Below are 12,888 nucleotides of genomic sequence, written 5' to 3'. Positions count from 1 at the left end.
TCAGGCGGTTACGCGTTCAATGGCATCGATGAGTTTCGCAGGGTCGAACGGCTTGACGATCCAGCCCGTCGCACCGGCCTGACGGGCGCGGTTCTTCTTCTCTGCGTCGCTTTCGGTCGTCAGGACGAGGATCGGGATCGCACGATACTTTTCGTTGCGCCGTACACCCTCGATGAAGCCGAAACCATCGAGACGGGGCATGTTGATGTCCGTCACGATAACATCGGGGTTGCTCTGCTCGAGCACTTCGAGGCCCTCGATGCCGTCTTCAGCCTGAATGGTTTCGAAACCGGCATTGTTGAGCGTGACCAGGAGCATGTTCCTGATCGTCCGGGAATCATCCACGGTAAGAACTTTTTTCTTCACTTTTGCATCTCCTTGGGGAGCAAATGGTCAATATCGACGCCTATCAGTTTCATCGTCTTGTCGAATGCATCGGACACCCTGGCAAAACCGAAGGGCTTGCCATCCTCTTCCCAGGATTTCGCGCCGGCCATGAGGACCTGGGCGCAAAGCGCACCGATACGCTCCACCTCGGACGCATCTACCGACAAAGGTGCTCCCCTCAACGTCATCAGCTTGCCGTGCAGGGCCGATGCTTCGTTGAGATCCAGCACCGGTGACAGTTTCAGCGTCGCCTCAGCTGCTTTTCTGGCTGCCATTACATGACTCCCTGACGTCTGAATTGTTGGTAATCCTGGCCGTAATCCGTGCGATTATCCGCACGGGCCATAAATGAAGTGTCCTGCCGGTCCGCACCGGACGCCGCTCTCGCCTGCCCCTGACGGGCGATGCGGAATTCGCGGATGGTGCGGCCGAGTTCCAGAATAACGGTTTGAAGCGCGTCGGCCTCGGAAGCGCTCGCGCTGATATCGACGGCGTTCCGGCCGGCCTGCCTTTGCTGCTCGCCAATATCGGCGGCAACCGATTGCAGTTCGCCGGCCTGCTCGGCCGTATGCCGGGAGACTTCCGCGATCATCTCGTTGATGCCAGAGACCTGCCGGACGACACCGCCGATTGCGTCCTGCGTGCGGTTGACCATGCGCACGCCGCCCTCAACCTGCGTCTTGGTGGTGCCGACAAGGCTTTTGATCTCCCTTGCAGCGTCGGCGGAACGCTGGGCGAGCGCCCGCACCTCCTGGGCGACGACAGCGAAACCACGTCCGCTTTCACCCGCGCGCGCCGCCTCGATGCCGGCATTGAGGGCGAGAAGGTTGGTCTGAAAAGCAATCTCGTCAATCGTGCCGATGATCCTGCCGATCTGTTCGGCGGATTGTTCGATGTCCGACATGGCGTCAATCGCCTCGCCGATAGCCTTGCCGCTTTCGACCGCCGCCTCGCGGGCGCGGGAAACAGCCGTTTCCGTAGCCGATATGCGCGCGCCGTTTTCCGCAACGTTCCCGATCATCGTCTGGATGGCGCGTGAGGTTTCGGCAAGGGCTTCGGCCTGCTGGCGGGAGCGCTCGGCCATGGAGCGGCCCATATCGGCAAAGCGCGCGCCGAGCGCCTCGGCCTCGCCGATGCTGTTTTGCGCCGCGATCAGCGATGCGCCAATCGTTTCCAGGGCCGTATTGAAGGAAGCCGCAACATCGCGATAGGCTTCCGGCACTTCTCCGTCGATGCGGGCCTGCAAATCGCCTGCGGCAAAGGCCGTCAGCGCTGTGCCCAGCAACTTCGCCGCTTCGGAGCGGTCATTGTCGCGCTGTTCCGCCAGTTCGCGGCCATGGCGCAGGCGCAATTCGTTGAAGCGCAGCGAGACAGCGATTTCGGTATCGACCATCACCAGACGGACGACATTCTTGACGGCTTCCGCCAGTTCACGGGTTTTCTTGCGGTTGCCGGGCAGGATGGAGCGCGGCGCGTGTTCGGCCACCAGCCCGCCGACGAGATGTTCCAGAACCACCGCGTGGCTGGCGATCTGCCAGCGCGGATCGAGCCCCATGCGGCTGGCATTGTCGGAAAGAACCTTCACCCGCTCGGCATAGAGCGCGTCGAAACGCGCATCGGTCAGAACGCTCCAATGCGAGGATTGCAGATCGTGCAGCCGGTCGAGCTGGTTTTCGCTTTCGAAAGACGGAGAACAGTCCGGCATGGACTGAAAACGGGTCATCACGTCCCGAAGGCCGGCCTTGACGTAAGGCTCCAGCATGCTGCGATAATTGCGCAGGAAATCGGATTGCGTCTCGTCGAGGCCGGCAAAACGCAACCGTCCCGCCAGGCTTCCGCCTGCCGATCTGCGCGCTTGATCTGATGGCAAATCCTGCCCCAACCGACGTCCCCAACAACATGACGGCCGGTAAAACCCGGCCAAATTGGCCAAGGTTCAGAACGCCAGCACCCTAAGGGGATTTTTGAACGAACATACCCATCGCGGACGATGCGGCATCGACGCCTGCCAGACCTTCTTGAACCAAGAAACGAAAATACCGGATCGGCACCGGTACGGCAGTGCGGCGTCATGCCTGGAAGGGGAGAGAACCCCATTCCGCCGTGGAAATACCATCAATCTTTATGGTTAATTCCTTGCTTGAAAGTTAAGAAACACAGGCGTCGGCGTCAAACGGTAAAATTTGTAAAAGCTTTTAGCCAATGCCGCCCTCACTTTGCCGCAAACGGGCAAAAACGAAAAGGAATCGGACGCTGCGGGCGGTTTTTCCCGCATGCGCGCTGGACAAGCATGTCCGGCTTCCCCTAAAACAAATCAACAGGATATTCGCTCAACGGTGATGCTTTAAAGAGACCTTTACGATCAAGGAGATGCCAACTTGCCATGGATGGAGAAAAGCCGCAGTTCAAGGCGCCATCCGCAAGTGTTGATCGGTCTCGTGGTCGCGAGCCTGCTGGTCATGATCGGCTTTCAGGCGCCGGCCGGCGTCAAGCCCCTTTCCAAAACCAGCCGTCTCGAACGATTGCAGAGCGTCGATCCTGGCCGTTCCCTTTCTCTTCGCCAAAAGGATTGCGATAGCGGCAATGATTTCGGCTGCAGGACCGGCGATGCCGGTTCAGGCCTTCGCCTGGACGCGTTTGCCTCACCCACGCCAAGCCTCAGGGATAATGCGGACGTCTCGTTCGTTGCTGTTGCCATCGTGCCACAAGCTTTCCGAGACTTTGCCAGCGTGGTTCCACGCGCGCCTCCGCATATTATGTATTAGTCATTCCGGCGGTCCTCATCATTCGGTTCATTGCGAACCTTGAGGGATCGGAGTCGTCGGAAACCCGCCGTAGGCTCCCATTCCAGAGAGAAAACCGCCGCCGCATATGACACTTGCAACCATTCTTCCATTCATTGTCGCATTGCCCTTCGTTGGCGCGCTTCTGACGGCCTTCATGCCGCGCGAGGGTGCGGCCGCCGGTCCCGCCTCCGTTGCGGGCGCAGTCGCCCTTTTCGGCCTTGTCAGCAGCATTTTTCTTTATACGAGCGTCAGCGGCGGCGCGGTTCTCAAGTATGATGTGGAATGGCTGCCTCAACTCGGCCTGAACTTTACCCTGCGGCTGGACGGATTTGCCTGGATTTTCACGATGCTCATTACCGGCATCGGTCTGCTGGTGGTGCTCTACGCGCGTTATTATATGTCGGCCGAAGACCCGATTCCCCGTTTCTTCGCCTTCCTGCTCGCCTTCATGGGCTCAATGCTTGGCGTGGTGCTCTCCGGCAACGTCATCCTGCTGTCGATCTTCTGGGAAATGACCAGCATCTTTTCGTTCCTGCTGATCGGCTACTGGCATCAGAACGCGGGTGCGCGCGACGGCGCACGCATGGCGCTGACCGTGACCGGCATCGGCGGCTTCAGCCTGCTGGCGGGCCTGCTGATCCTCGGCCATATGGCGGGAAGCTATGATCTCGACAAGATCATCGAGGCCGGTGCGGCTATCCGCGCCCATTCCCTCTATGTGCCCGCGCTCATCCTCATCCTCGGCGGCGCGCTGACCAAGAGCGCGCAGTTTCCGTTCCATTTCTGGCTGCCCAACGCCATGGCGGCGCCCACACCTGTTTCCGCCTATCTGCATTCAGCCACCATGGTGAAGGCCGGGGTTTTCCTGCTTGCACGGTTCTGGCCGGTGCTGGCGGGCACGCCGGAATGGTTCTGGCTCGTGGGCGCGGCCGGCATCATAACCCTGCTGCTCGGCGCTTATTTCGCCATGTTCCAGCAGGATCTGAAGGGGTTGCTGGCCTATTCCACCATAAGCCATCTCGGCCTCATCACCACGCTGCTCAGCCTCGGCAGCCCGCTTGCGGCAGTGGCGGCCATCTTCCACATGGTCAACCACGCCACCTTCAAGGCCTCGCTCTTCATGGCGGCCGGCATCATCGACCATGAAACCGGCACCCGCGACATGCGGCGCTTAAGCGGGCTTTATACCTATATGCCCGCAACCGCGACGCTCGCCATGGCGGCAAGTGCGGCAATGGCCGGCGTGCCGCTGTTCAACGGCTTCCTCTCCAAGGAAATGTTCTTTGCCGAGGCCGTCGAAACCCATGCCGACTCGCTGCTGGACCGGGCCCTGCCCTATGTCGCGACGCTGTCGGGCGCCTGCGCCGTCGCCTATTCGCTGCGCTTCATCCATACGGTCTTCTTCGGCCCCAAGCCCGTCGATCTGCCGAACCCGCATCCGCACGAGCCGCCGCGCTGGATGCGTTTCCCCATCGAATTCCTCGTCTTTGCCTGCCTGATCGTCGGTATCGTTCCGAGCCTCTCCATCGGCCCGTTCCTGCATTCGGCCGTGCTTTCGGTTCTCGGCGCGCAAACGCCGGTCTACAGCCTGTCGATCTGGCACGGTTTTAACCTGCCGCTGATCATGAGTATCGCGGCGCTGATCGGCGGGGTTACGATCTATGCCCTGCTCGGCGGTTATTTCTCGCGCTGCGACGACGGCCCGCCGGTCTTCCGGCATTTGCGTGGACAGCGCATCTTCGAGCGCATTCTCGTCACCGTGTCCTGGAAATGGGCGCGGTGGCTGGAAAGCACGCTCGGCACGCGGCGTCTGCAGCCGCAGCTGAGGCTTCTTATCCTCGTGGCGCTTCTTGCCGGTTTCTCGCCTCTCTTCCTTTCGGAATTCTCCCTGTCGCTGCCGCGCGTCACGACCTTCGATCCGATCTTCGCCATTCTCTGGCTGATCGGCATGATCGCGGCCATGGGTGCGGCCTGGCAGGCGAAATATCATCGCCTCGCCGCGCTCGTCATGCTCGGCGTCTCGGGCCTCGTCACCTGCCTCACCTTCGTCTGGCTTTCCGCGCCGGATCTGGCCATCACCCAGCTGCTGGTGGAAATCGTCACCACGGTTCTTATCCTGCTCGGCCTCAGATGGCTGCCGAAACGCGTCGAGAAGGTCGACAGCAGCGATGAACTGCCGGCGCAGCTTCGCCGCGCCCGCGACTTCCTGCTCGCCGCAGGCAGCGGTATCGGCATGTCCGTCATCGCCTATGCCGTGATGACGCTGCCTGTGCCGAACGCGATTGCGACCTATTTCCTCGAACGCGCCTATACCGAAGGCGGCGGCACCAATGTCGTCAACGTCATCCTCGTCGACTTCCGTGGCTTCGATACCTTCGGCGAAATAGCGGTGCTGGCCATCGTCGCGCTCACCGTCTTTGCGCTGCTTCGCCGTTTCCGCCCCGCCCATGAAAGCATCGGGGTGCCGGAACAGCAGCAGATGCAGAACGCCTTCGATGCCGAACGGCCAGACCGCAGCAATGGCGATACGGTTCGCGACTATCTCTATGTGCCGTCCATCGTGATGCAGTGGATGTTCCCGGTCATCATCACCTTCTCGATCTTCCTGTTCATGCGCGGGCACGACCTGCCGGGCGGCGGCTTTGCGGCCGGCATCACCATGGCCATCGGCTTCCTGCTGCAATATCTTGCCGGTGGGGCACGCTGGGCGGAGGACCGCATCCGCATCCTGCCGCTGCGCTGGATGGGTTTCGGCCTTTTGATGGCGGCGGCGACGGGTATCGGCTCCTGGTACTTCGGCTACCCGTTCCTGACCTCCTATTTCCAGTATACGGAGATACCCTATATCGGCAAAATGCCGACGGCGTCCGCCCTGCTGTTCGACCTCGGCGTCTTCTCGCTGGTCGTCGGCTCCGTTGTTCTTATCCTGATAGCACTGGCACACCAATCGTTGCGTAACTACCGCGTTCGCACGCCTGAAGCCGCAAAAGCGGAGGACGTGTAATGGAACTCATTCTCGCCATCGGCATCGGCATCATGACCGGCTCCGGCGTCTGGCTGGTGCTGCGCCCGCGCACCTATCAGGTCATCGTCGGGCTTTCGCTGCTGTCTTACGCCGTCAATCTCTTCATCTTCGGCGTCGGCGGCATCAAGACCAATGCGCCGCCGGTGCTGGTCAACGGCGTCGACAGCTCCACGCTCGCCGACCCCGTGCCGCAGGCACTGGTGCTGACGGCCATCGTCATCGGTTTTGCCACCACCGCATTGTTCCTCGTCGTGCTGCTTGCCGCCCGCGGCCTCACCGGCACCGACCACGTGGACGGGAGGGAGACGAAATGATGTCGTTCCCCTTCCACATCGTCATCGCGCCTATCCTGCTGCCGCTGATTACCGCGGCCCTTCTGCTGTTCTTCGACGAGCGCCAGCGCGTGGCGAAAGCCGCCATCAGCCTCACCTCGACCGTGCTGTTGCTGGTGGTCGCCATATTGCTGTTCCGCGAGGTGAACTCGACGGTCAATACCGAGATCGCGGCCGTGGTGTCGAGCGGTGTCTATCTGCTCGGCAACTGGCCGGCGCCCTTCGGCATCGTGCTCGTCGCAGACCGTCTTTCGGGCCTGATGGTGCTGTTGACGGCGCTGCTTGCCATTCCGTCCCTGATCTATTCGATGGCGAAGTGGCACAGGTCGGGCGCGCATTTCCATTCGCTGTTCCAGATGATGCTGATGGGCGTCAACGGCGCGTTCCTGACCGGCGACCTCTTCAACCTCTTCGTCTTCTTCGAAGTGATGCTGGCCGCGTCCTACGGTCTGCTGCTGCATGGCTCCGGCCAGCAGCGCGTCAAGGCCGGGCTGCATTATATCGCCATCAACCTCGTCGCCGCCCTGTTCTTCCTGATCGGCGTCAGCCTCATCTATGGCGTTACCGGCACGCTGAACATGGGCGATCTCGCCCATCGCATCGAAGGGCTCAACCCCGATCAGCGCGTGCTCTTGGAAACCGGCTCGGCCATCCTCGGTATCGCCTTTCTGGTCAAGGCCGGCATGTGGCCGCTCAATTTCTGGCTGCCTTCCGCTTATGGCGCGGCATCGGCCCCGGTGGGCGGGCTCTTCGCCATCATGAGCAAGGTCGGGATTTATGTCATCGCCCGCCTGTCCTTCCTGCTTTTCGGGCAGACGGCCGGGGAATCGGCCGGTTTCGGCCATGATGCGCTGCTGGTCGGCGGCATCGCCACCATCATCTTCGGGGCTATCGGCGTTCTGGCATCGCAGGCGCTGGGGCGGCTTGCCGGCTTTTCGGTTCTCGTCTCGTCGGGAACGCTGCTTGCCGCCATGGGCACCGGCAATCCCACGGTTGCGGCCGGCGCGCTTTATTACATGGTCAGCTCCACCCTCACCATCAGCGCCTTCTTCATGCTGATCGAGCTCGTCGAGCGCGGACAGGATGCCGGCGCGAACGTTCTGGCCGTGACCATGGAGGCCTATGGCGAAGGCGACGAGGAAGAGGAGGAAGAGGAGGTCGGCGTGACCATGCCCGCCACCATGGCGGTGCTCGGTGCCTGTTTTGCCGCCTGCGGCATTCTTCTCGCCGGCCTGCCGCCGCTTTCGGGCTTCATCGCCAAATTCTCGATGCTGACCGCCATTCTCAATCCTTCCGGGCTCGGTGCCAATGACAGCGTTTCCACGCTGTCCTGGTGGCTGGTTTTCCTGATCGTCTTTGCCGGTTTCGCCTCGCTGATCTCGATGACGCGCGCCGGCATCCGCACCTTCTGGGCCTCCATCGAAGGAACCGTGCCCCGCGTGCTCGTTATCGAAATCGCCCCCGTGATGCTGCTGCTCGGCCTGACGCTTGCCATGACCGTGCAGGCAGGACCGGTAATGCGATACATGCAGGAAACGGCGCGTATTCTCGACCTGCCGGCAAGCTATATTCAGGGCGTCATTTCCGCACCCCGAGCGGGAAGCAACCCGGAGGCAGAGCCATGATGAGCCGTCTCCTCCCCTACCCGCTGCTGACGATCTCGCTGATCTTCTTCTGGATGACGATCAACAGCTTTTCGCCGGGGCATCTGCTGCTCGGCACCGGTGTTGCGCTTGTCGCCTCCTGGGCGATGGCGTCGCTTAGGCCCGCCAAGCCCCGCATCCGCAACTGGCACAGGCTGGTGCAGCTCATCCTGATCGTGCTTTACGATATTGTCAGGTCCAATCTCTCGGTCGTGAAGATTATCCTGTTCAAGCGCGAGAGGGACCGCAAATCCGGCTTCCTGGCCGTGCCGCTCGATATTCGAGATCCGATGGCGCTTGCGGTTCTGGCGACGATCCTGACCTCGACACCGGGAAGCGCATGGCTCGAATATAATTCCAGCCAGGGCACGCTGCTGCTTCACGTTCTCGACGATGTGGATGAGGCGGCCTGGATAAGCCTCATCAAGAACCGTTATGAAAAACTGCTGATGGAGATATTCGAATGAGTTCGATTATCCTTTTCTGGTCCTTTTCGCTGGCGCAGTTCATGCTCGCCATCGCCATGGCAATCTCGGTCTATCGCATCGCCATCGGCCCGCGCGCGCAGGACCGCGTGCTGGGCGTGGATACGCTCTATGTCAACGCCATGCTGCTTCTTTTGACCTTCGGCCTGCGCACCGGCAATGACATTTATTTCGAGGCATCGCTGCTGATCGCCATCCTCGGCTTCGTCTCCACCGTCGCCCTTTCCAAATTCCTGATGCGCGGGGAGGTGATCGAATGAGCGAGGCGCACGAATTTCCCCTCTGGGCCGCCATTGCCGTGGCCTTCTTCGTCCTGCTCGGCGCCTCGCTGACGCTGATCGGCACCATCGGCTTTGCCAGGCTCAACAGCTTCTATGAGCGCCTGCATGCGCCCACACTCGGCACCAGCTGGGGCACCGGCGGCATCGTCATGGCCTCGATCGTCTATTTCTCCGTCTCCGGCGACCGCTTCGCGTTCCACGAAATCTTCATCGGCATTTTCATGACGGTGACGACCCCGGTTTCCCTGATGCTGCTGGGACGGGCTGCGCTTTATCGGGACCGGGCGGAGCAGAATACGGATAATCGGGAGCATCTTTAGGCTAAGGCTCTTTACGGCGGTGAAGCTCCGCGCGCACCCGCCGCCATTTGCCTTGTTCGAAATTTTGGGAATATCGCCAGGCGCGATCTTCCTCGATGACCGCGAATTCCTCGGCAGCATTTCCATATGTCTTGCTTAAGATATCGGCGATGCGCGTTATCTCGGCGCGCGGGACAAGCATGGGTCGCACAGCTTGCTGCCAAGTGACATATATAAAAGCAAATAGCCCACATGCTCCAATTACCCCAATTAAAAGCAAGCTTGACGCGGATAGCTCCATGACCCCACTCCATGCAAATCCGCACGAATATATCCCATAATGGGATAATTCCAAATCAGGATTAATCCGTGAGCTCCTGAAATTTCGGGTCTGGAGCGCGTGACAAAGTCTACACATACAACCGAGTATCGGCTTCTTGTTGAGATACTGACCGACACGCGGCGAAAAGCAGGGTTAACCCAGCAGCAAGTCGCAGATCGGCTGGGAAAGCCTCAGTCCTATGTGGCAAAGGCTGAAGGAGCTGAAAGGCGAATAGACGTCGTTGAGTTTGTAAAATTGGCGAATGCGATGGGTGAAGACCCAATCGCGCTTTTTCGACTATTGCTTGTTGGAATAAATAAACAATAGCAGTCCGCTATGGATTTCTCGAAGACCACCATCGCATAGTGATATCAAAACCCTGCAGAATATTGCCAATTTCATGTGATAATAGCAAAGCACTCGCAGAATAGACCCTCGGGCAAGCTTCACAAACCATATCTAACATACCAATGCCTTGGGGAATGAAAGGAGAGATATATGACGAGCGTAATGACCATCGGCTACGAAGGCTCGACGATCGATGACTTTGTAAGAACTCTTAAAGTGGCGCGGGTGCAGGTTCTAATAGATGTGCGAGCAGTAACCGTCTCACGGAAGAAGGGGTTCTCAAAAAACAGTCTTGCCGCTCGATTGGAGAAGCATGGTATCTGCTATGTTCACGCTAAACATTTGGGTGACCCCAAGCCAGGTAGAGAAGCTGCTCGTGCAGGGCGACTTCGTAACATTTCGCAAAATATTCAATGAACATCTAGCGACAGAGGCCGCACAACAGGCAGTTCGAGAAGTGGCGGCAGTTGCTCAAGATAAAATGACTTGCCTAATGTGCTATGAGCGCGACCCCAAAACTTGCCATCGCCAGATTGTGGCGACTCAACTTAAGGATTATGATTTAGTTTCTTTCGACTTATTTGTTGATAAAATGGACAGGTATGAGCTTAACCCGGAAAAACTGCCAAGTCACAATTCTAGTAAAAGCTTTGCCCCGTCCGAGCAGTGGGCACTCTGAGACGGTTTGCTGCGCCGGCATCACCCCAGATGGCAAATAGAAGCGCTTGTATCCCATTCGCTATCGCCATGGTGGTGAAGAGTTTAATCGGTGGGACAATGTCTCTTTTGACTACGTTCCAAACGCTCACGATAAGCGTGTTGAGAGTTGTAAAGTTCTCCAAGGAACATTGAGAAACTTGGGCCCAACGCGGGGGGCCGATAAGCAAGCGATATTGGAGCCACTGATCACTTCTACTGTTGAAGAGGCGGCGACTCTCGGGCGATCCTTGACGGCTATACGCCCAGTGTCTCTAAAATTCATATACCGTCGCAAACAACAGCAGATAATCGCCGCCGAAAAGGCCGCTTACATCAGAGCTGCAAAGCAAGTGAACATGTTAGACCGTGAAGTCGAAGCGTTTGAGCCGACACCGTACGCTTTGAGCTTCGCATTTACGGACAAATTAGGCGGGCGACATACTCACCAATGCGGAGACTGGGAAACTCACGCTGCCTTCTTTGGTTGGAGTAAGGCGTACGGCGAAAAAGATGCGCTTCGCCGCCTAAAGGAAAAGTATGAAGAAGAATATATGGCGAAAGGTGTAGCGATAGTGCTGGGAACTCTAGCTAAACGACCCCGTCAATGGACACTTCTTGGAATTGTCCGCCTTGATCAAGGGGCGTACCAAACAGGCTTCCAATTCTAAGCTCTCTGAACCGCACCGGCTTTGCCGGAGACCGTTTGGTTTAAGTTATGCGGCCAATGCTGGTGCGTCCAGCATGGCGTAGTATCGTTCCTCGGCCTCTGCAGGCGGAATGTTTCCAATGGGCTCCAGTAGACGCCGGTTGTTGAACCAATCGACCCATTCCAGCGTGGCGAACTCCACAGCTTCGAAGTTGCGCCATGGTCCTCGGCGATGGATGACCTCAGCCTTGTAAAGGCCGTTGATCGTTTCGGCGAGAGCGTTGATGCTCCTATATCTGTCAAGGCCCAGAAGGTTTGGAAGCAGATGGCGCGCAGAGATATTGGTATATCTCCCTGATGATATATCGCTTTATGCATCGAACGATTTCTCGCTTGGTCTTGCCTTCTGCGGTTCGACGCGCCGCGTATGTTTTGGTTCGGTCGTCATCACGCATTCGAACGACCGCAACACGATAGACGGCGGCATTTGCTTGTCGATTTCCACCTCGATTGAGCCGCATTCGGTTGGTCTTGCCACTGGACGCCGGAATTGGGCAGATGCCGCACATTTTTGCCAACGCAGCTTCCGATTTGATGCGCTCGGGATTGTCGCCGATCAGGATCAACATCTCGGCGACTGTCATCGTCGAGATGCCGAACGACGTGATCAATGCAGGAGCTCTGTCGGTGACCAAGTGGTCGAGCTGGCGTTCGTGCTCTGAGATTTCTTCGTGCAGCATCAACCAACGGCGGGCGATAGACCGCATGGCAGCTTTCGCCGACGAGTTCGGCGAAAGTATCTCGCCGGGTCGAAATGCGGCTATGTGACGGATTAAGGCGATTCGCCCTTTGATCTGGTCGAGTGCATCACGCAGGTCGGACGGCGCATTTATTATCAACGTTCGTAAGGTGATCATCGCCTGCGACCTAGCCTTTACAGCACTGTCACGGGCGACTTTGATGTGCCGGATCATTTCTGATGTTCCAGTCTGGGCCTTTGCCAAAGCAGTTGCTTGCCCGTTCAAAACTGATCGTGCCGCGCTTTCGGCGTCGAGGCTGTCTGATTTGCCGTGAAGATAGCGGAGTTGTCGGTTAGGACGCATCACATCAAGAACCGTATGTCCATGAGCCAGCAGCTCCCGTGACAAGCCGGCACCATAGGAACCGGTACCCTCAATACCGAAGGCTCTGATTTGGCCAAGCTCGGACGCCCAGGCCTGCAGGTTCGAGTATCCTTTCCGAGTTGCTGGAATCGTGATGGTGTCCAAACGCGCCCCGTGCCCATTGATGGCAACGGCGATGTGATTGGCTTTGTGGGTATCAACCCCGACGATGATGTGATCCATTAGGTGCCTCTCCGTTAGAATGACCCAAGCACCGATCGAAGAGGACAGGACTGTGATGGTACGCTAACCGTCAAGCTCCTATGAAGTCACGTCTCGCCAGTGCCGGGGCAACGTGATGGTCGACACGTCAACGCAATGACACGCGATCAATCATAACTTGGGTCAGGCCATCAGGCTGCAATAGCACATTCACAGTCGTAGCTATCGCCGACGCTTCCGACGGAAGGTTCGATACCTGCCTCTGCCAACCGTTCGGAATACTTGATCGACACGTATTGCACGCCCCTGT

General features: G+C 58.5%; 16 protein-coding genes and 2 pseudogenes. 12 read left to right on the top strand and 6 right to left on the bottom strand.

Translation table 11 applies throughout. The annotated features are described in order from the left end of the window. From cheY1 to F3H58_RS23890, 3 genes are read right to left on the bottom strand one after another with little or no spacing between them, the layout of a single operon-like run. Complete coding sequence (cheY1, locus tag F3H58_RS23900; protein WP_003493773.1) at nt 1-366, bottom strand: chemotaxis response regulator CheY1; 366 nt, start codon at nt 364-366, stop codon at nt 1-3. Further along, entirely contained in the window at nt 363-662 is a 300-nt protein-coding gene (locus tag F3H58_RS23895) for an STAS domain-containing protein (protein ID WP_003503483.1), read from the bottom strand. The genes cheY1 and F3H58_RS23895 overlap by 4 nt, the downstream gene beginning before the upstream one ends. Beyond that, a complete protein-coding gene (locus tag F3H58_RS23890) occupies nt 662-2,269 on the bottom strand; it encodes a globin-coupled sensor protein (protein ID WP_502706424.1) in 1,608 nt (535 codons plus the stop codon). The genes F3H58_RS23895 and F3H58_RS23890 overlap by 1 nt, the downstream gene beginning before the upstream one ends. Nucleotides 2,270-2,774: 505 nt before the next feature. On the opposite strand from F3H58_RS23890, the gene F3H58_RS23885 reads away from it, so the two are divergent. The 7 genes from F3H58_RS23885 (at nt 2,775) to mnhG (ending at nt 9,259) form a co-directional block, all read left to right on the top strand. After that, nucleotides 2,775-3,152, top strand: a complete 378-nt coding sequence (locus F3H58_RS23885; protein WP_065654481.1) for a hypothetical protein — start codon at nt 2,775-2,777, stop codon at nt 3,150-3,152. Between the two features lie 106 nt (nt 3,153-3,258). After that, nucleotides 3,259-6,177, top strand: coding sequence for a monovalent cation/H+ antiporter subunit A (locus tag F3H58_RS23880; RefSeq protein ID WP_149744022.1), 2,919 nt, complete (start codon nt 3,259-3,261; stop codon nt 6,175-6,177). Continuing rightward, on the top strand, nt 6,177-6,512 hold the full coding sequence (locus tag F3H58_RS23875) for a Na+/H+ antiporter subunit C (protein WP_020810384.1): 336 nt from the start codon (nt 6,177-6,179) through the stop codon (nt 6,510-6,512). Before F3H58_RS23880 ends, F3H58_RS23875 begins: the two co-directional genes overlap by 1 nt. Beyond that, the gene (locus tag F3H58_RS23870; RefSeq protein WP_188129054.1) at nt 6,509-8,155 is read left to right on the top strand and encodes a monovalent cation/H+ antiporter subunit D; all 1,647 of its coding nucleotides are present in this window, start codon (nt 6,509-6,511) and stop codon (nt 8,153-8,155) included. Before F3H58_RS23875 ends, F3H58_RS23870 begins: the two co-directional genes overlap by 4 nt. Further along, on the top strand, nt 8,152-8,640 hold the full coding sequence (locus F3H58_RS23865; protein WP_188129053.1) for a Na+/H+ antiporter subunit E: 489 nt from the start codon (nt 8,152-8,154) through the stop codon (nt 8,638-8,640). The genes F3H58_RS23870 and F3H58_RS23865 overlap by 4 nt, the downstream gene beginning before the upstream one ends. After that, nucleotides 8,637-8,918, top strand: coding sequence for a K+/H+ antiporter subunit F (locus F3H58_RS23860; protein WP_003522772.1), 282 nt, complete (start codon nt 8,637-8,639; stop codon nt 8,916-8,918). The genes F3H58_RS23865 and F3H58_RS23860 overlap by 4 nt, the downstream gene beginning before the upstream one ends. Further along, nucleotides 8,915-9,259 (top strand): monovalent cation/H(+) antiporter subunit G, encoded by a 345-nt coding sequence (gene mnhG, locus F3H58_RS23855; RefSeq protein WP_149744021.1) that lies wholly within the window; start codon nt 8,915-8,917, stop codon nt 9,257-9,259. Before F3H58_RS23860 ends, mnhG begins: the two co-directional genes overlap by 4 nt. A 1-nt stretch (nt 9,260) precedes the next feature. On the opposite strand, the gene F3H58_RS23850 is transcribed toward mnhG, so the two are convergent. After that, nucleotides 9,261-9,539, bottom strand: a complete 279-nt coding sequence (locus tag F3H58_RS23850) for a hypothetical protein (protein WP_149744020.1) — start codon at nt 9,537-9,539, stop codon at nt 9,261-9,263. Between the two features lie 99 nt (nt 9,540-9,638). On the opposite strand from F3H58_RS23850, the gene F3H58_RS23845 reads away from it, so the two are divergent. From F3H58_RS23845 to F3H58_RS23835, 5 genes and pseudogenes are all read left to right on the top strand, one after another. Continuing rightward, nucleotides 9,639-9,887 carry a helix-turn-helix domain-containing protein gene (locus F3H58_RS23845; RefSeq protein ID WP_149744019.1) on the top strand — a complete coding sequence of 83 codons (249 nt, stop codon included), beginning with the start codon at nt 9,639-9,641 and terminating at the stop codon, nt 9,885-9,887. A 171-nt stretch (nt 9,888-10,058) separates the two neighbouring features. Continuing rightward, on the top strand, nt 10,059-10,325 hold the full coding sequence (locus F3H58_RS27615; RefSeq protein WP_353619450.1) for a DUF488 family protein: 267 nt from the start codon (nt 10,059-10,061) through the stop codon (nt 10,323-10,325). Continuing rightward, nucleotides 10,222-10,587, top strand: coding sequence for a DUF488 domain-containing protein (locus F3H58_RS23840; RefSeq protein WP_286170037.1), 366 nt, complete (start codon nt 10,222-10,224; stop codon nt 10,585-10,587). The genes F3H58_RS27615 and F3H58_RS23840 overlap by 104 nt, the downstream gene beginning before the upstream one ends. Further along, nucleotides 10,511-10,717 (top strand): annotated as a pseudogene (locus tag F3H58_RS27830) (DUF8758 domain-containing protein); the annotation flags it as partial. The gene F3H58_RS23840 and the pseudogene F3H58_RS27830, both read left to right, overlap by 77 nt. An 84-nt stretch (nt 10,718-10,801) precedes the next feature. Further along, the gene (locus tag F3H58_RS23835; protein ID WP_149744018.1) at nt 10,802-11,275 is read left to right on the top strand and encodes a DUF8757 domain-containing protein; all 474 of its coding nucleotides are present in this window, start codon (nt 10,802-10,804) and stop codon (nt 11,273-11,275) included. 45 nt (nt 11,276-11,320) lie between these two features. Here the strand turns inward: F3H58_RS23835 and F3H58_RS23830 are convergent. Next, nucleotides 11,321-11,536, bottom strand: a pseudogene (locus tag F3H58_RS23830) (integrase core domain-containing protein); the annotation flags it as partial. Between the two features lie 16 nt (nt 11,537-11,552). After that, on the bottom strand, nt 11,553-12,599 hold the full coding sequence (locus F3H58_RS23825; RefSeq protein ID WP_149744017.1) for an IS110 family RNA-guided transposase: 1,047 nt from the start codon (nt 12,597-12,599) through the stop codon (nt 11,553-11,555). Nucleotides 12,600-12,888: the final 289 nt, after the last annotated feature.

Source organism: Rhizobium sp. NFACC06-2 (assembly GCF_900101425.1).
Taxonomy (GTDB): domain Bacteria; phylum Pseudomonadota; class Alphaproteobacteria; order Rhizobiales; family Rhizobiaceae; genus Agrobacterium; species Agrobacterium leguminum.
This window is presented reverse-complemented; position numbering and strand designations above follow the sequence as displayed.